14 protein-coding genes are annotated in these 18,042 nt (G+C 33.3%); 10 read left to right on the forward strand and 4 right to left on the reverse strand.

The annotated features are described in order from the left end of the window. Positions 1 to 8: 8 nt before the first annotated feature. Together GCQ56_RS12315 and GCQ56_RS12320 are read right to left on the reverse strand one after the other, a co-directional pair. On the reverse strand, positions 9 to 398 hold the full coding sequence (locus GCQ56_RS12315) for a BlaI/MecI/CopY family transcriptional regulator (RefSeq protein WP_152734773.1): 390 nt from the start codon (positions 396 to 398) through the stop codon (positions 9 to 11). A 230-nt stretch (positions 399 to 628) separates the two neighbouring features. Beyond that, positions 629 to 1,453 (reverse strand): FKBP-type peptidyl-prolyl cis-trans isomerase, encoded by an 825-nt coding sequence (locus GCQ56_RS12320; RefSeq protein WP_152734774.1) that lies wholly within the window; start codon positions 1,451 to 1,453, stop codon positions 629 to 631. Between the two features lie 314 nt (positions 1,454 to 1,767). On the opposite strand from GCQ56_RS12320, the gene GCQ56_RS12325 reads away from it, so the two are divergent. From GCQ56_RS12325 to GCQ56_RS12365, 9 genes are all read left to right on the forward strand, one after another. Then, a complete protein-coding gene (locus GCQ56_RS12325; protein ID WP_152734775.1) occupies positions 1,768 to 2,967 on the forward strand; it encodes a PDZ domain-containing protein in 1,200 nt (399 codons plus the stop codon). Positions 2,968 to 3,007: 40 nt separating this feature from the next. Beyond that, positions 3,008 to 3,415 (forward strand): DUF3788 domain-containing protein, encoded by a 408-nt coding sequence (locus GCQ56_RS12330; RefSeq protein WP_299994520.1) that lies wholly within the window; start codon positions 3,008 to 3,010, stop codon positions 3,413 to 3,415. Between the two features lie 10 nt (positions 3,416 to 3,425). Beyond that, positions 3,426 to 4,436 (forward strand): hypothetical protein, encoded by a 1,011-nt coding sequence (locus tag GCQ56_RS12335; RefSeq protein ID WP_152734777.1) that lies wholly within the window; start codon positions 3,426 to 3,428, stop codon positions 4,434 to 4,436. Between the two features lie 31 nt (positions 4,437 to 4,467). Further along, on the forward strand, positions 4,468 to 4,902 hold the full coding sequence (locus GCQ56_RS12340; RefSeq protein ID WP_152734778.1) for an SRPBCC domain-containing protein: 435 nt from the start codon (positions 4,468 to 4,470) through the stop codon (positions 4,900 to 4,902). Beyond that, complete coding sequence (locus tag GCQ56_RS12345; RefSeq protein WP_152734779.1) at positions 4,902 to 5,708, forward strand: hypothetical protein; 807 nt, start codon at positions 4,902 to 4,904, stop codon at positions 5,706 to 5,708. Before GCQ56_RS12340 ends, GCQ56_RS12345 begins: the two co-directional genes overlap by 1 nt. A 43-nt stretch (positions 5,709 to 5,751) precedes the next feature. Continuing rightward, positions 5,752 to 6,903, forward strand: a complete 1,152-nt coding sequence (locus tag GCQ56_RS12350) for an alpha/beta hydrolase-fold protein (protein WP_152734780.1) — start codon at positions 5,752 to 5,754, stop codon at positions 6,901 to 6,903. 1,174 nt (positions 6,904 to 8,077) lie between these two features. Then, entirely contained in the window at positions 8,078 to 11,146 is a 3,069-nt protein-coding gene (locus tag GCQ56_RS12355; RefSeq protein WP_152734781.1) for an ATP-binding cassette domain-containing protein, read from the forward strand. A gap of 231 nt (positions 11,147 to 11,377) precedes the next feature. Then, positions 11,378 to 12,808, forward strand: a complete 1,431-nt coding sequence (locus GCQ56_RS12360; protein WP_152734782.1) for a glycoside hydrolase family 47 protein — start codon at positions 11,378 to 11,380, stop codon at positions 12,806 to 12,808. 103 nt (positions 12,809 to 12,911) lie between these two features. After that, positions 12,912 to 13,745, forward strand: a complete 834-nt coding sequence (locus tag GCQ56_RS12365) for an AraC family transcriptional regulator (RefSeq protein ID WP_152734783.1) — start codon at positions 12,912 to 12,914, stop codon at positions 13,743 to 13,745. Between the two features lie 37 nt (positions 13,746 to 13,782). On the opposite strand, the gene GCQ56_RS12370 is transcribed toward GCQ56_RS12365, so the two are convergent. Together GCQ56_RS12370 and GCQ56_RS12375 are read right to left on the reverse strand one after the other, a co-directional pair. Then, positions 13,783 to 14,364, reverse strand: a complete 582-nt coding sequence (locus GCQ56_RS12370) for a peroxiredoxin-like family protein (protein WP_152734784.1) — start codon at positions 14,362 to 14,364, stop codon at positions 13,783 to 13,785. A gap of 231 nt (positions 14,365 to 14,595) precedes the next feature. Next, positions 14,596 to 15,009, reverse strand: a complete 414-nt coding sequence (locus GCQ56_RS12375) for an OsmC family protein (RefSeq protein WP_152734785.1) — start codon at positions 15,007 to 15,009, stop codon at positions 14,596 to 14,598. A gap of 289 nt (positions 15,010 to 15,298) precedes the next feature. Here GCQ56_RS12375 and clpB point away from each other — a divergent pair, with 289 nt between their 5' ends. After that, positions 15,299 to 17,890, forward strand: coding sequence for an ATP-dependent chaperone ClpB (gene clpB, locus GCQ56_RS12380; RefSeq protein ID WP_152734786.1), 2,592 nt, complete (start codon positions 15,299 to 15,301; stop codon positions 17,888 to 17,890). The last annotated feature ends 152 nt before the right edge of the window (positions 17,891 to 18,042 follow it).

An 18,042-nucleotide genomic window follows, 5' to 3' on the forward strand; every position in this document is an offset into this window, starting at 1 on the left:
ATCCATAATTAGTCCTCCTTTTGTTGTTCATGTTTGAACTCCTCTTCGGCTTGCTTCATGATATTTTCCAAATCAGAAATATCCATATCGTTTTCACGAGCAAAAAAGCTAGCCATTTTTGGGAAGGATCCGTTAAAGTAATTTCGTAATAAGGATCCAAATTGTACTTTGGTATAATTTGCTTTGCTTACTTCAGGAGTAAACAGTTTGGTATTGCCTATTTTGCGATGTGTTACAAATCCTTTTTTCTCCAGAACGCTTAATACAGTTGCTACAGTTGTGTAAGCAGGCTTATCTCCATCGAAATTTTCGATTACATTTTTGACTGTTGCCTCTTGCAATAGCCATATTATTTGCATGATTTGCTCTTCTGCTTTTGTCAGTGATTTAATGTCCATAGAGTTTTTTGATTATAATTCTACTACAAATATAGTAGAGTTATTTTTAAATCCTACTATATTTATAGTAAAAGTTCTAATTAAATAGTAGTTGTGTTCTGTAAGTATTGTTTTTACTGATTCTTTCATTAATAAGTCGATTTTCTGTCAACTTATTTTAGGATGGGTCATGGAGATTTAAAAAAGGGATACCAATTGGCATCCCTTTAATAATATTTTAGTTTACGATTTTATTTAATTGTCTCTTGAATTTCAATTAAGTTCAAATCAAAAATTAAAGTTTCGTTTGGTCCAATATTTTCACCAGCACCACGTTGTCCATAAGCTAAATCCGATGGAATATACAAACGCCATTCTGAACCTTCAGGCATCATTTGAAGCGCTTCTGTCCATCCTTTAATTACGCGATTAACACCAAAAGTAGTTGTGTCACCTCTTTCTTTCGAGCTGTCGAAAACTGTTCCGTCTAATAGTGTACCATGATAAACACATTTAACTCTATCTATTCTAACAGGAATGTTACCATTTCCTTTCTTAATAATTTCATATTGAAGTCCACTTTCGGTTACCTTTACACCATCTTTCTTTTTGTTTTCTTCTAGAAATTTAACTCCTTTTTCTAAAGCAATTTTACCTTTTTCTAATTTTAGAGAATCTTTTAAAGCTTTTTTCTCATTAAGTACTTTTCTTAAGAATATATCAGCACTCATCTGAGTAAAATAAGATTTGCCATAAGCAACTTCATTTAGAAATCCTTTATAGAAAGCATCTTCATTAAAATTATCGAATTGTTTAATTCTATAGTTGGTGTATTGCTTTGTTAATTTGGTTTTAGCAACAGTCTTAGCCATATTCACGAAAGTCATAGAATCCATTTCGAACGGAACTCGTTCGAAAGTTTTCTTAAAATTATTACCTTCCATATAGCCCAAAGCATAACTTACACTATCCATTTGCGTTTTAAAATTCATCTTTCCTGATCTAGGCACTTTATTACATGCACCTAAAAAAACTACAGCAGCTAATAAAGCAAGAACAATACTACTTTTTTTCATGTGTTTTGAATCTGTTTTGTGAGTATGAAATTGGTTTTATTGGAGAAATTTGCGAGTAAATTTCTCAATCGAAGCGAATTTACAATTTTGAGTTTTAAAATGAAAGTAGATTCATTTGTTTAAGAAACACTATTTATAATAATTCTACTAATAGTTTTATTCGAATTGGAAAAGATGTTAAATGTGGATTGAGTAAATTTAGATGGAGAATTAAAGTAGCTAATAAAAATAAAATTGTTCTCAGCATGATTAGTCTTTTGAAAGTTTGGCATATAAATAAACACCAGCAAACCTAAACCCAATAATTAAAAGAAATGAAAAACAGACTAAGTACCATCTTTCTAGTATTATTAATAGTAGCCACAAGTTGCACTAATAAAAAGCAGGCAATTCCTTTGCCTGATAATGCTTTCCCAATAGTTTATCACGGACATTTATATGTGAAAGGAGATGCGGATAGCATACAGGGCAATTTTGTGTTTGATACTGGTGCATCGAACTTTTACTATGACAGCACTTATTTTGCCGGAAATAAATATTTCTATACCGACTACTTTTCCGCATTACTACCCGGCGCTGGTGCTACTCCTCAAAAAGTTGAAGTAATAAAAGATACGGTAACTTTTGAGTTTGGTGAACATTTATATCGAACCAATATTGTTCCCATTTTGCAATTGAAACCAATATTAGGAGATTTTGCCGATGGGATTTTAGGTATGGAATATTTCTACGGATCGGTACTGGAAATTAATTATGAGAGAGAATACATGTGCCTTTATCGAAGTTTAGATTCTATTGACACATTAGGCTATGATAAAATAAAGTTGAGCAAAAAAGGCAATCGCCTGTTTATTCCTTTGCAAGTGAATATTAACGATAGCTTAAGTATAGCAGGAGAATATCAAGTAGATTTTGGTTGTGGAGGTAGTGTTGTGTTAACAAGTGCTACTACTAGGAAGTACAATTTATCAGAAAATATTAAAAATAAAACAGCCTATTTCACAAAGTATGGTGGCGTTGGAGGGGAATCGTCGAGCTACGATTTTAGGACTGAATCGGTACAAATTGGCGATTTTGAATTTGCAAATGTGTGTATGGATTTTAGTATCGATAAGAGTGGTGCATTGAGTTCTAATAAGCATCTGGGCTTGCTGGGGAATGGCATTTATGAAAGGTTTAATGTATTCATCGATTTTATAAATAATGATATGTATTTAAAGCCCAATGGAAAATACGAAGAGCCATTTGAGTTTTCTAAATTGAGCTTTTCATACGTTGACAGAAACAAAACTATGGATGCTTGGATAGTGATTGGGCTATACAGAAATTGCAATGCCGAAAAAGCGGGATTAAAAATAGATGATAAGATAATAGCAGTTAATGGAACTAGTGTTAAGCAGATAACCTATGAATCTCAGAAAGGATTTTGGGATGATTTGACAAGTGTAAACCTGGCAGTAAAAAGAGGAGTGGAGCAAATGGAGATTAAATTTAAGTTGGAGCCTATTCAATAATTAGTAAAATTTAAAAAACAGATCTATAAGCGACATCAGTATTTTTACCGACAAAGCTACCAAACCTACCCAAAATGATGTAGGAAACAAACTGAACACACTGTACCCAATTTGGGAGCGGATTTACCAATTGGTATATAGCAAATATCGCAATGGTGTTGATGGATGGAATTATCCTGGCAAGAAATATGGCTGGAGCTTCCTCATTAAAGACAAAAAGAGAGCAATCATCTACTTTTTACCCCGCGATGGCTACTTTAAAGTGGCATTTGTTTTCGGACAAAAAGCTTATGATGAAATCATGCAAAGTAACATTTCAGAAGCTATTAAAACAGACTTATCGCAAGCAAAGAAGTACTCCGAAGGTCGCGGTGTACAAATCAATATAACAAATGATCACTTGCTTACCGATATTGAGCAGTTGATTGAAATTAAGTTGAAATATTAAACAATAATCTATGAAGAACCTTTACACATTTATTCTATTTCTCACGATGAGTTTTAATTTACTTGGTCAAAATTCTACCAAGGATTTTTCAATAACAGTGCCTGAAAACAAAGTTTCTAATAGCTTATACAGTAAAATTGAGCTCTTAGACTGTAGAATTGACACCAGCCATTTAGGTGTTGTGCAAGTTGGCATGTTGAATAGAAAGGCGAAAGTAATCCCCGAAGTTAGCTTATCTTCTCAGCTAAATGATATAATGAGTGAAATTATTGATTCTTCTGCTTTAAATGGAGAGCTGCTTTTTCAAATTAGAAAGCTATCATTTGCTGAAATCACTAAAGCTACTAGCGAAAAAGGATACTTTTATTTGCGAGCTGTTCTATATTCTAAGCAAGGCGAGAGATATCATAAACTATCGGATATAGATACTCTTTCGATTGTTAAAGGCATGGATGTCACTAAAAAAATATTTAGAACTGGTAGCAAGGTAATGACAGATTTTATTAGTCAGAATTTAAACAAAGAGGTCAAGGATTTAGAGTCATATTCATATCATGAGATTGTGAAGTTAGATAGTTGTGAGAAAAGAAAATTGAAGCTCTACAATACTAAGAATTATAAGGATGGATTGTACTATACTTTTGGATCATTCAGAGATCAGGAGCCGGATAATGAAGTGTTCGTGAAAAGAAGGAAGGATCTGAGTATTGCATCGGTAAAAGTACATGATGAATTTAACCAACTTGTGAAAGTGAAATCTAAAAATATTTATGCAATTGTGGAAGATGGACAAGCATATATAGCCACAAAATATGGTTATTACAATCTGTGTAAAAGTGATGATTACTTTTATTTTGTAGGAGATGTTGAAGCAACAGCTAACTCAGCTGATGTAGTTGCAGCTGGAGCATTTTTTGGTGTGTTGGGTGGTTTGTTAGCTTCAGGAGCCAGGGGAACTAAATACTTTATCGTTATCGATCATATTAATGGTGGATTTATTTTGTATAAAGAAATTGGATAATTTATCTTATTGGCATTAAAAATATAGTAAAATGGAAGACAGAACAACACCAATCATCACTGAACAAATATTTACTAAATCAAAAGAGCAGGTTTGGAAAGCAATTACCGATCCTAATGAAATGCGATTGTGGTTTTTCGAAAATATGCCCGATTATTTAGCCAAGGTAGGCTTTGAAACCAAATTTAATGTGGATGCAGGAGAAAGACAATTCATGCATCTGTGGAAAATTACAGAAGTTATTCCAATGCAAAAGTTGGTGTGTAACTGGCAGTACGAAGGCTACACAGGAAGTGCCGATGTTATCTACGAACTAGAGGATGAGGGAAGCAATTGCAAATTAAGAGTAACAGCTATTGGTTTACATACTTTTGATAGGAATGTACCTGAATTTACATGCGAAAGCTGTCAGGGTGGCTGGCACTATTTTATCAATCAACGCTTAAAAGAGTATTTTCAGAAATAATGAGTAGAATATTGAAGTATTTAGGAAGAGCTTTTCTATTTGTTGTATTAACAGTTGTTAGTCAAGTAGGAGGTTTGGTGTATTTTTTGAGTGCGATTTTAAGTAATCGGATTAGAGTCAGATTTTCTGGAAAAGGATTCCTGATTTTTATAATGCTTTATGTGCTGACCACATTTCTAATAATACCATATACAGCACCTTTTTTTGGTCGAGAGAAAATTAAGAATAACAGTCATTTACAAGCAGCTAATTATTTGAGTATATTCTTGAATAGAAACTATGTTACGCCTGAAACAAATGTCTTTCTACAAAATATTTCAAATCATCTAGACAAAGCAAATTCGGATGTTCATGCTCGTTATCTCGATGCCTGCTTTCCTTTTTTTAAGGGTTTTCCTTTGTTACCGCATCTTAGTCATAAGGATGGTTGCAAAATTGACTTTAGCTTGGTGTATGAAGATGAGGATAGAAAAGTTGTAAATAAAGGAAAATCGAGAAGTGGCTATGGTGTTTTTGAAGACGCTAAAGATAATGAGTTCAATCAATGTTCTGATTGTTTGCAAAAAGGCTATTTCCAATACGATTATCCAAAATATTTAACTTTAGGAAAAATCAATTCTGAATTAAAATTTTCGAAGAAAGGAACGAAGGAATTGATAGATGCGATTTTGAGTCAGAAAGTACTAAGTAAAATGTTTATTGAACCACACCTTAAAAATAGAATGAATTTAAGTGATAGTAGAATTAGATTTCATGGATGTGGAGCTGTAAGGCATGATGATCATATTCATGTTCAAATCAATTGAAAAATTGAGCTGTTAAAGGTGAAATAAGATAAATTTCTTTCTTATGAAAAAATTGGTGCTTTGTTTAATGGTAATATTTCCGGCAATACTGTCTGCTCAGGAAATTAAATCTGTTCAAATCCATTCTGAGATTTTGAATCAACAAAGAGAGATCTTGGTTTATTTACCCTGGCAGTATAAAACCGAGCCTAATCGAAAATTTGAGACCATTTATGTTTTCGATGCACAGGCTAGACAATATTTCGATTTTGTTCATTCCAGCATGAATTTTATAAATGAACAGTTTCCTATGATTGTGGTCGGAATTAAGTCTCCGCAAAGAGGTTTTGATTTTTTACCTAAAAACAATTATCAGCAAACATTTGAGAATAGAAGAGGAATGCTCGGCAAAGCAGATCAGTTTATGGATTTTATAAAGGATGAACTTATTCCGCATATGAATAGCAACTACAGAGTGTTATCTGAGAGAATTGCTATTGGTCATTCTAATGGGGGAACATTTATTTCCTATTGTTTAATGGAAAATCCAAGTATGTTTAATGCTTATATCAATGTTTCGCCAAACTTTGCTTACGACAAATCTCAATTTGTAAATCGATTTAAAAAATTCAATTTAGATATTTTAGATTCCAAAAAATACTACTATTTGTGTAAAGCAAATGAATCAGGAGCTGGATGGAAGTCATCAAATAAGAAAGTTAAAGCATTATTTGAGAGTAAGATATATAGCAAGAAGTTTCACTTTGAATTCGATGATTTTTCTAATACGGATGATCATAGCTCTGTTTTTACCTTTGGAACTTTACAAGGTTTAAAAAAGTACATTGATTATCAGTTTCTCACATCCAATAAATTAATTCAATATTACGATCGTTTGGAAAGTAATAAGGAGTTGAAATTAGGATCAGAAGAAATTAATAGCCTTGCATACGCACTTTTTAGAAAAGAGAAAGCAAATGACGCTATACAAGTTATTGAGTGGGGGATTAGAAAATATCCACTGTCCCATAATTTATATGATAGCAAGGGAGAATTTCAAGAGTTTATGGGATATAGGGGAAGAGCTATGGCTTCCTATCAAAAAGCTATTGATGTGTTGATGGAACAAAAATCCACATTGCCTATGGCATTTTATGAGCAAAGGTTAAGATTGTATCGGGAGAGTATAAATCGCATTAGTATTGAGAAGAAATAAAAAAATGGATTGATACATGATTTTTATATTGAATTACCAATTTGCATCAAAGAAAAAGGATCTTCACCCAGGCTTTTCTTCTAACCACTATTTACTAACCTAAATCTAATCTATGAAAAAAACATTTTACTGTTTTGTATGATACAAATGTAGTTGGTAAAACAGTTAAGTGGATTGAATAAATGTTAAGGGATTGTAAATGTATGCTTTAGATGCTTGAGTTTATTCCAAAGAAAAAGCCTGGGTCCCCACCCAGGCTTTTCTTCTAACCACTATTTACTAACCTAAATCTAATCTATGAAAAAACGTTTTACTGTTTTGTATGATACAAATGTAGTTGGTAAAACAGTTAAGTGGATTGAATAAATGTTAAAGGATTATAAATGTATGCTTTAGATGCTTGAGTTTATTCCAAAGAAAAAGCCTGGGTCCCCACCCAGGCTTTTCTTCTAACCACTATTTACTAACCTAAATCTAATCTATGAAAAAACGTTTTACTGTTTTGTATGATACAAATGTAGTTGGTAAAACAGTTAAGTGGATTGAATAAATGTTAAAGGATTATAAATGTATGTTTTAGATGCTTGAGTTTATTCCAAAGAAAAAGCCTGGGTCCCCACCCAGGCTTTTCTTCTAACCACTATTTACTAACCTAAATCTAATCTATGAAAAAACGTTTTACTGTTTTGTATGGTACAAATGTAGTCGGTAAAACAGTTAAGTGGATTAAATAAATGTTAAAGGATTATAAAAGAAGAGTTAATAGTACTTTATTAAAAGTTATAGCAACGAAAAATCCCGAACGGGCGTCCGGGATTCTCTCTAACCACTAATTACTAACCTAAATCTTTAATCTATGAAAAATACTACTTGTTGTAGTACATTACCAAAGGTATGAAAATCAAAGGTTAACTCATGATAAGAAGTGTTAAAAAAGATTAAAAACCAATATGGTAAGGGGGGTTAAACAGTTGTATTTTGTGTTTTATCGATGATTAAATACGATTCGTTGGAGGAAATGTTTTTTAGAAAAATCTAAAAAAAATTAGCTAGAACTGCTTTTTATTTAATTTTTTTGTAAAAATGTTTTATTCCATAGCTCAAGTAATTTGTCTAAATTAGTGCCTTATCAGAAAACCAAGACTATTAGCACCAATAATTCTAATTTTACCTCATGAATGAATCCTTACTGAATGCCTTGATGCGACTTTTTGCCATTATTGTTGATGAGCAAAAGCTTGGCTTTGAGATGGCGGCACGTGATGTTGTTGCCAGTTGGCTTCAGAAACAGTTTAGTAAAGAGTGGATTGAGCACTATCTTGAAAATTTTGATCGTTTTTTGAGGGAATCGTATTACGAGGATGGAAATAAAGATTCATTGCGTAAAAAGCATGAACAAGTTGCAAATATTTGTTTGAAATTAGCTGAAGAGGCTGAACAGGAACAAAAGGTCTGGGTGATGCTTCAATTGCTAGAGTTTATAGATGATACAGAATTCACAGGTCCTGAAGAACTTGATTTTGTAAAGACTGTATCTAAATCATTTCGTATTCCCAAACACGAGTTTGAATATGGTCGCCAATTTTTAATTGGAGATGAGTACTCAATTCCATTCAACGAACATTTACTCCTAATTGATAACAATGAAAATTGGGAACATGAGGTAGTCAAGCATATCTATAGTCCTCGATTGCGTGGGAGAATATTTATTCTTCACCTAGAAAGTACAAATACTTTAATCATGAAGTATTTTGGAGAGTATAACCTCTTTTTGAATGGGCACAATGTGAAATTGGATAGGGGCTATATTCTTTCGTTTGGATCTGTGGTTCGAAGTCCGCGAATTGACCCGATTTATTACTCACAGATTTCGTCGGTGTTTATTGAGAGAAGAAATTTATCAGATATTGAATTTATTGCTAAAGAAGTAGAGTTTAATTTTCCTGGATCAAATAATGGTTTGCAACCTGTTAGCATGAAAATGGAATCAGGTCAAATGGTTGGAGTAATGGGAGGAAGTGGAACTGGGAAGTCCACATTTTTGAATGTTCTGAATGGAAATCTTCCACTAAAGAATGGTGAGATTTTTATCAATGGTTACAATTTGCATATCGATAAGGAAAAATTAAGAGGAGTTATCGGTTATGTTCCTCAAGATGACTTATTAGTTGAAGAGCTGACTGTATACGAAAACTTATATTACAATGCTAAATTGTGTTTCGATGATACTTCTGATGAAATAATAGAGAAGATCATTGATAAAACAATTGAAGATTTTGATTTGGTTGAGGCTCGTGACCTTAAAGTTGGAGATCCGATTAATAAAGTTCTTAGCGGTGGTCAGCGTAAGCGCTTGAATATTGCATTAGAATTGATGCGAGAACCATCTGTACTTTTTGTAGATGAACCTACTTCGGGCTTATCAAGTATGGATTCTGAAAAGGTGATGATTCTTTTAAAGAGACAGGTTTTAAAAGGAAAACTTGTGATCTGTAATATCCATCAACCATCTTCCGATATTTTTAAATTGCTTGATAAATTGGTGATGATGGATCAGGGGGGAAAGGTAATTTATTTTGGAAATCCTATTGATGCGGTTGTTTATTTTAAAACGCAATCACACTATGTAAAAGCTGATGAAAGTGAGTGCCTGACTTGTGGTAACGTAAGTTCTGAGCAAATTTTACGGATTATTGAAGCTCGTATGATGAACGAGTATGGCAAGCAAATTCGTAAACGTAAGAGAAGCTCCGAGGAGTGGTATGAATTGTATCAGGAGAATATAGAAAATAAAACAAAGGTTACTAAACCAAAACGTAAGAAGCTTATTCCTAAAAACTATTTTAGTATTCCGAAGCGTTGGGATCAGTTAAAGATATATTTGTCGAGAGATATAAAATCAAAGTTAAGCAATCGACAATACATGTTGATAACCTTGCTGGAAGCACCGTTATTGGCTGTTATTCTTGGATATTTTACAAAATATATCAGTGGGGCAGATGTTGATCATCCTATTTATGTCTTTTCGAAGAATGAGAACATCCCTTCATTTATATTTATGGCTGTGGTTGTAGCCTTATTTTTAGGCTTAATCATATCCGCTGAGGAAATTCTGCATGATAGAAGGATGATGAAACGAGAGCAGTTTCTTAATTTAAGCCGCTCCAGTTATTTGAATTCCAAAGTCATTATACTCCTCATTATATCAGCAATTCAGACCTTCTTATTTGTTTTGTTTGCAAATACTATTCTTGAGATCAAAGATCTTAGTATGGAATATTGGCTTGTTCTTTATACAGCTTCTGCCTGTGCCAATCTAATTGGATTAAACTTATCGGCAGGTCTTAATTCAGTTGTTGCAGTTTATGTATCCATTCCATTTATTTTGGTGCCACAACTGTTGTTTTCTGGTGTAATTGTTAGTTTTAATAAACTTCACCCAGCAATAACAACTCAAAAGTATGTGCCCATTGTTGGTGATTTAATGACATCTCGTTGGGCTTATGAAGCTTTGGTGGTAGAGCAGTTCAAGAACAATGATTTTCAATCTCAATTTTTTCCATATGAACAAAAAATGAGTGAAGTCTCTTTTCGCTCATCATTCTTGCTTCCTTCTCTGAAACAAACTTATAATTCATGGTTAAAAAAAGAGAATGAAAAAGATTTTCGATTGATAAAAAATGAATTGAGTAAACTATCGAATATCTATAATCTTCCTGAGGATATTGAAATATCTCGAATTGCTTTGCGTCATTCAGAGGAAAAAGTAAATGCATGGTTAGATAGAATAAAACAGGCTGGTTGGGCTGAATATAAAACTCAATCGAATGAACGTGATAAAGTATTTGGTGGTCTAATTAATAGCTTGGGGGATCGTAATAAAGTGATTGAATTCAAGCAAGATTACCATAACGAAGCCATTGAGCAGATTGTTTTAAATCGAAGAGAAATCAATAAGCTTATAAAGTATGAAGAAGAGTTTATTCAGCTAAAAGATCCAGTTTTTCAGACGCCTATTTATAAGAATGGGCGAGCACATTTTTTCGCATCTCAAAAGAGGCTCGGTAATTTTTTAATTGATACTTTTTGGTTCAATGTTATTATCATTTGGCTGACTACAATCATCTTTTATTTCTCTTTGTATTTTGATTTACTGCGCAGAGCAATACTTCTTATTGAAATATTCTGGGTTACTATCTTACCAGAAGGACATATTCGTATTACCCGAAAACGTCAGAAATAATATTACTACAAAAGGGTTGATCGTGTATCAACCTTTTTTTGATTTTGAAATCACCAATAGTAGCAATCATATCGCTCTAGTGTATTAAATTCACGTTAAAAGTCTTTTTTGTATTATTTCTTCATTTTTTGGTATCGTATTTTTGAGGAAGATTTGAATTTATTGACAAAATTGCAATATCTGTTAATTTTAAATTTGAGAGAATTGACAAAGAATAAAATTGAATTTATAATGAAGAAGCTAAGTTATTTGCTAATTTTTTTTGCTATCGTAATTGCTGCTTGTCAGACAAAGGATGTAAAAAATAAAGAGATTAAGATTAGTCCTTTAGCAGAGGAAGTTAAAAATGAGTTTGTACGATCTTGGGAAGCTTATAAGAAATACGCTTGGGGACATGATGTATTATTACCATTATCAAAATCATATCAAGATTGGTACAAAGAATCCTTACATATTTCGCCTATTGATGCCTACAGTACCATGAAAGTTATGGGATTGGATCAGCAAGCTAAGGAAGTTGAAAATTATTTGATCGATAGTATCACTTGGGATAAGGATTTGTTTGTTAAAACATTCGAGGTCAATATTCGAATTATGGGAGGATTGTTGGCAATGTATGAATACAATCCTGATCCAAGGATACTTGAAAAAGCCGAAGATTTTGGAAAAAGAATGTTGAAAGCATTCGACTCTCCAACAGGGATTCCATATTACTGGGTGAATTTGAAAACTGGAGAAACTAAAGGTGCTAAAATTAATTTGGCTGAAGCTGCTTCTTACATGTTTGAGTTGGGAATCTTGAGTTATTATACTGGTAATCCTATTTATTATCAAACTGCAAAGAAGGCAAATTTGGCTATTTGGGAGAGGCGTTCTGAATTGAATTTGGTGGCTGATTTAATTGATGTGGAAACAGGCGAATGGTTAAACGATCATTCCCACATTTGCGCAGGAGCCGATTCATACTACGAATATTTGTATAAGAGTATGTTGCTATTCGGAGATAAGGATTCACAAAAAATGTGGGATGAAAGTATTGATGCTATCAACAAACATGTAGCAGAAGAAACAGATTTAACATTGTGGTATGGTCGTGTAAATATGCACACAGGCACTCGCGATTGTATCGATTCGCATTCAGGAAGACAATTTGCTAGTATTGTAACTTTGTACGATGCATTTTTCCAGTCAATTTTAGCCTTGGATGGTGATGTAAGAAGAGCAGAAAAAACTCAGAATACCTGGAATGGACTTTGGAATAAATATGGTTTAGAACCTATGATCTATGATTACAAACAAGGAGAACCAACTTATCCTGTTTACGATTTAAATCCTGAAATTATTGAATCTGCATATTATTTATATCACATAACAGGTAAGAAAAAATATTACAATATGGTTGATCAGTATTGGTCAGATATTAAGAAATATTGTAGAACTGAAATTGCTTTTTCATCGGTGAATGATGTTAGAACAATGGAGAAAAAGGATTACATGCCAACCTTCTTTTTTGCAGAGACGTTGAAATATCTGTACTTGACTTTTACAGAAGAAACAGGAGTTTTTAATTTGGATGATTATGTGTTTAATACAGAAGCACATCCTTTTGCTAAAAAATCCTTTGATCCTGAAAAGGTGAAAAAGAATTTAGGTTTAGAATAAACATAAAGAACCGTTTTTGATGAGGGATTGTATTCAGATACAATCCCTTTTTATTTTTGAATAAATATTCTATTTTGTCGTGTATAAAATACTCCAAGATATTATGAAGTTTAATCTGGATTCTTTCCTGTCCAATTCCGAGGAGGTGTTTCATTTGGCACGAGTCACATTGCGTTCAAAAGGAGATATTGAAATGCATACGCATGATTATGCCGAAATTTTTTGGATTGAAGAAGGAGAGGGATATCATTTGATTAATGGAGAGAAAGTAAAAATATTTCCAGGTTATTTATGTACGCTTCGTCCTGAAGACAAGCATACCTTTATTGCTAAATCAACGGCTAAAGGATTAACCATTACTAATCTGGCTTTTAAAAGCTCGACATTAGATTATTTTAGAAACAGATACTTTCCTGAAACGAACTTGTATTTTTGGAGCAAGAGTTATTTGCCTTTTAGTTTTAGAGTTCCTGCTGAAGAGTTGAGTTTATTATGTAGGAAAGCCGATCAGGTAATCAATCAAAGTAGGGAGTACATTCAATTGGATAGATTACTACTGTTTATTTTTGAAATAATTGAACCATCACACAAAAGCTATGATAATGAAATGCCTTATTGGCTTCAATCCGCTTTGGAAAATTACAATTCACCTGCTGTTTTTATTCAAGGTATTGAAGGTTTTTTGTCATTAACTAATAAATCCATCGATCATACCAATAGGATAATTAAAAAATACACAGGAAAAACGCTTACCGAAACTATTAACTTGTCCAAGATCAAGTATGCTGCGCGTTTGCTGATCATGACCGATGCCTCTGTGAAAACAATTGCTTCTGATTGTGGTTATGGTAATATGGGATATTTCTATAGGGTCTTTAAAGCTCATTATAAAATGTCGCCTAAAGATTATCGAATCCATAATAAGCGAATTGTATAAAAAGAGCCACAGTTAATACTGCAGCTCGCAATGTTTTTTATAAATGCATTAAAATGTCTTTTGCATTGGATCTGTTCTTGTAATTTGGATCGTATTGCACATATTTTACTTTGCCATTTTTTCCAATAACATAAGTTGCAGGAACTGGAAGCATTTGATTATCGTTTCCATTAGAAACTGTCAAATCAATACCATATTCTTTGTATTTTTTTTGCAGTTTCTCTGATAAAACAAAATCAACACCATACTCTTTCATAATTTTACTGTTTGCATCGTAAAGAATAGAGTATTCTGCACTTGTTTTCTCAATGGTTTTATCAACACTTAAAGGTATCTCAGGAGATATTGCAACAAGTCTCGCCCCCGCTTTTTTAAATTTTTCTACATTCTCTTGTAGATGAGATAGATGTTTGTTGCACAAAGGACACCATTGTCCACGATAGAAAACGACTATTAATTGCTCATTGGCAAGAATGTCGTCACTTTTTACAATTGTTCCATTTTGATCTTTAGCAGTAAAAGATGGAGCCTTATCCCCAACATTAATACTGCTTTTTTCATTCTGACCAAAACTTGTAAAGCTGATCAGTAGTATTGTTAATACTAATAAGTTTTTCATGATTTTTTAATTTTAATAATAAAATACAAATTAGTCTTTTATTTTTCAGCTAAACAATGGTTGGGGTATTTTTACAGCGTTAATGATTTGTTAATTATAGAATAGAGAACAAATATTGATTTGAAAAATCTGTTTTCGATATTATTAACTGTTACGTAAATGTGATTTGTTATCGTATAAAAAAATCCCTTACCTATGGTAAGGGATTTGTGAAAGTATGTCGTATTCAACTTATGCTTTCTGCATTTTTACAATTTTGTATGTAGTGTTAACACCAGCCTGATGAAATAGAACTCCTACAGGACACATCTTTAGTGTTTGTTCCAGACATTTCTTAATTTTTTCATCATTGGCTTCAGAATCAATTCTTAACTCTACTTCTACATCCGTAAAAGTTGGAGCTCCATTTTGCTGTTGAGCTGTTGTGTCAACTTCTAAAGATGTAAACTCAATTCTCATCTTTTTAGCGACTACATTGAAGATAGTGTTTACACATCCAGAGTAGCTCATTAAGCACACTTCAAAAGCTGTTGCACCAAGATTTTCACCTCCTTTTCCATCAGGTAAATCAATTGTTATTTCGTGACCTCTGTTGTTGGTAATTATCGATGACATGCCTTTTGTCCAGGTAGTTGTTGCTTTCATATTTATAATATTTTGTTTTTACATTCAGCTGACAAATGTATATAAATATCCAGATGTATTGGGTCTGTAATTTCTAAAATTCTGTTAACATGAAATAAATCATGAAAATCTCCAATAATATGTCAAGTTGACGGATATTTTTATCTTCTTCCAGACATTATTACAGTTTTTGGTAAATGGCAAATAAATTGAAGTGTATCAAGCGTAATTTTGAGTTAGGAATTAATGTAGCGTAGATGATTAGTTTTTTCAATATTTTATCAGATAGTTACAAATTATTATTATGGATATGAACTTTAATAATTTCACAATTAAATCGCAACAGACAATCGAAAAAGCATATCAGGTTGCACAGGGAAATCAGCAACAAGTCATTGAAACTGGTCACTTGTTGAAAGGGATTTTTTCGGAAGGAGAAAATGTTGTTGGTTTTTTGATGAATAAACTGGGTGTGAATGTCCAAAATTTTATTGTAGTACTTGATAGAATTTTGGAGTCTTATCCAAAAATAAGCGGAGGAGATCCTTATTTGTCGAGAGATGCAAGAACAGTATTGCAAAATGCTACTGATATATCCAGAAAAATGGGCGATCAGTTTGTGTCTATCGAACACATTCTACTTTCATTAGTTAAAGCGAAAGACCAGATTGCTCAACTGTTTAAGGATAATGGAATAAATGAAAAAGATCTTAATGCTACAATACAGGAATTGAGAAAAGGAGCAAAGGTTGTGTCGCAAACTGCAGAAGATACTTTCAATTCTTTAAGGCGTTTTGCAGTTGATTTGAACGAAAGAGCCCGAAATGGGAAATTGGATCCGGTAATAGGTCGTGACGAAGAGATCCGTAGGATTCTTCAAATTCTTTCACGAAGGACTAAAAATAATCCTATACTAATTGGAGAGCCTGGAGTGGGTAAAACAGCCATTGCCGAAGGTTTGGCTCATCGAATTATTAAAGGGGATGTACCCGATAATTTGATAAGCAAGCAAATTTTCTCGCTTGATATGGGAGCTTTGATCGCAGGTGCCAAATACAAAGGAGAGTTTGAAGAAAGACTTAAATCTGTTGTAAAAGAGGTGGTTGAATCTGATGGAGAGATCGTATTGTTTATTGATGAAATTCATACCCTAGTAGGAGCTGGAAAAGGTGAAGGAGCGATGGATGCAGCTAATATTCTAAAACCGGCTTTGGCTCGTGGCGATTTACGTGCCATTGGTGCTACTACCTTAAATGAGTATCAAAAATATTTTGAGAAAGACAAAGCTTTGGAGCGTCGTTTCCAAAAAGTATTGGTTGAGGAACCCGACACTTTAAGTGCTATCTCTATACTTAGGGGATTAAAAGAACGATACGAGAATCATCATAAAGTACAAATTAAAGATGAGGCCATTATTGCTGCAGTGGAGTTATCGCAACGTTACATTTCCGATCGTTTTTTGCCAGATAAAGCCATTGATCTGATAGATGAAGCTGCTGCCAAGTTACGTTTGGAGATGAATTCTTTGCCTGAAGAGCTGGATGAAATCGAACGCAAGATCAAGCAATTGGAAATTGAAAAATTGGCCATTCAACGTGAAGGAGATAGTAAAAAACAGGATGAATTGGCTAGAGAAATTGCAGAGCTGAATGATGAAAGGATAAAATATAGGACCAAGTGGGAAGCCGAAAGGGAAGTGATTGATGGTATTCAGAAGAATAAGGAAGAGCTTGAAAATTTAAAATATGAAGCTGAAAAAGCCGAACGTGAAGGAGATTACGGAAGAGTAGCCGAAATCCGCTATGGAAAATTAAAAGAGTTGGAAGAGGAAATCGAACATTTAAACGAAAAGCTGAAGCAGAATCAAAACTCCGATGCCTTGATTAAGGAAGAAGTTCGGAATGATGATATCGCGGAAGTTGTGTCTCGATGGACTGGCATTCCTGTAAATCGAATGCTAAAAAGTGAGCGCCAAAAATTATTATCTCTTGAGGATGAATTGCACAAAAGAGTAATTGGACAGGAGGAAGCTATTACTGCCGTTGCAGATTCGGTGAGGAGAAGTAGAGCAGGTTTGCAAGATGTAAAGAGACCAATAGGATCTTTTATTTTTCTTGGAACTACAGGTGTTGGTAAAACCGAATTGGGCAAAGCCTTAGCTGAGTTTTTATTTGACGATGAAAATCAGATGACAAGAATTGATATGTCGGAATATCAGGAGAGACATTCTGTATCAAGATTGATTGGAGCTCCTCCCGGATATGTTGGCTATGATGAAGGTGGTCAGTTGACAGAATCAGTTCGTCGAAAACCATATTCCGTAGTTTTATTGGATGAAATAGAGAAGGCTCATCCTGATGTATTTAATATTCTTCTGCAAGTTCTTGATGATGGAAGATTGACAGATAATAAGGGGCGTGTGGTTGATTTTAAGAACACCATCATAATAATGACTTCCAATGTTGGTTCACATTTAATTCAGGAAAAAATAGAGCAAATGACAAATGAAAATAAAGGAGAATTGCTTTGGCAAGTCAGAACTGAGGTTCTTGATCTTTTAAAGAAAAGCATACGTCCCGAATTTTTGAATCGTTTAGATGAAACCATTGTATTTACACCTTTGGAAAGAGAGGAAGTGAAGAGAATTGTACAACTTCAATTTAAGACAGTTCAAGCAATGTTGGCGAAGAATGATATTCGTATCTCATTGAGTGAATCGGCGATTTATTTTCTTGGAAATTTGGGATTCGACCCGCAATTTGGAGCACGACCAATTAAGAGAGTCTTACAAAAACAGATCTTAAATGAGTTATCAAAACAAATACTGTCCGAAATCATTACAGCACAACAGGAAATAATTATTGATATTGTGGGTGAAAGCATTGTATTTAGGAACGTTTAGGAGTATTATGCATAAATTAATTCGATTTAAAATTAAAGCTCATCTTACAGGTGAGCTTTTTTTATTTTGGTAAAACATGTAAAAAAGCGGATTCAAAGTCGAGAAATTGACTTTGTCGAAAAATAACATAAGTATATCATTGATCTGAAAAA

Source organism: Marinifilum sp. N1E240 (assembly GCF_009295825.1).
GTDB classification, from domain to species: domain Bacteria; phylum Bacteroidota; class Bacteroidia; order Bacteroidales; family Marinifilaceae; genus Marinifilum_A; species Marinifilum_A sediminis.

Bases quoted from the DNA above. Each gene is read 5' to 3' on its own strand.
- GCQ56_RS12370 (WP_152734784.1), bottom strand. From the start codon at position 14,364: ATGAAAAACTTATTAGTATTAACAATACTACTGATCAGCTTTACAAGT.
- GCQ56_RS12355 (WP_152734781.1), top strand. From the start codon at position 8,078: ATGAATGAATCCTTACTGAATGCCTTGATGCGACTTTTTGCCATTATT.
- GCQ56_RS12325 (WP_152734775.1), top strand. From the start codon at position 1,768: ATGAAAAACAGACTAAGTACCATCTTTCTAGTATTATTAATAGTAGCC.
- GCQ56_RS12365 (WP_152734783.1), top strand. From the start codon at position 12,912: ATGAAGTTTAATCTGGATTCTTTCCTGTCCAATTCCGAGGAGGTGTTT.
- GCQ56_RS12360 (WP_152734782.1), top strand. From the start codon at position 11,378: ATGAAGAAGCTAAGTTATTTGCTAATTTTTTTTGCTATCGTAATTGCT.
- GCQ56_RS12345 (WP_152734779.1), top strand. From the start codon at position 4,902: ATGAGTAGAATATTGAAGTATTTAGGAAGAGCTTTTCTATTTGTTGTA.
- GCQ56_RS12320 (WP_152734774.1), bottom strand. From the start codon at position 1,453: ATGAAAAAAAGTAGTATTGTTCTTGCTTTATTAGCTGCTGTAGTTTTT.
- GCQ56_RS12375 (WP_152734785.1), bottom strand. From the start codon at position 15,009: ATGAAAGCAACAACTACCTGGACAAAAGGCATGTCATCGATAATTACC.
- clpB (WP_152734786.1), top strand. From the start codon at position 15,299: ATGAACTTTAATAATTTCACAATTAAATCGCAACAGACAATCGAAAAA.
- GCQ56_RS12350 (WP_152734780.1), top strand. From the start codon at position 5,752: ATGAAAAAATTGGTGCTTTGTTTAATGGTAATATTTCCGGCAATACTG.
- GCQ56_RS12315 (WP_152734773.1), bottom strand. From the start codon at position 398: ATGGACATTAAATCACTGACAAAAGCAGAAGAGCAAATCATGCAAATA.
- GCQ56_RS12335 (WP_152734777.1), top strand. From the start codon at position 3,426: ATGAAGAACCTTTACACATTTATTCTATTTCTCACGATGAGTTTTAAT.
- GCQ56_RS12340 (WP_152734778.1), top strand. From the start codon at position 4,468: ATGGAAGACAGAACAACACCAATCATCACTGAACAAATATTTACTAAA.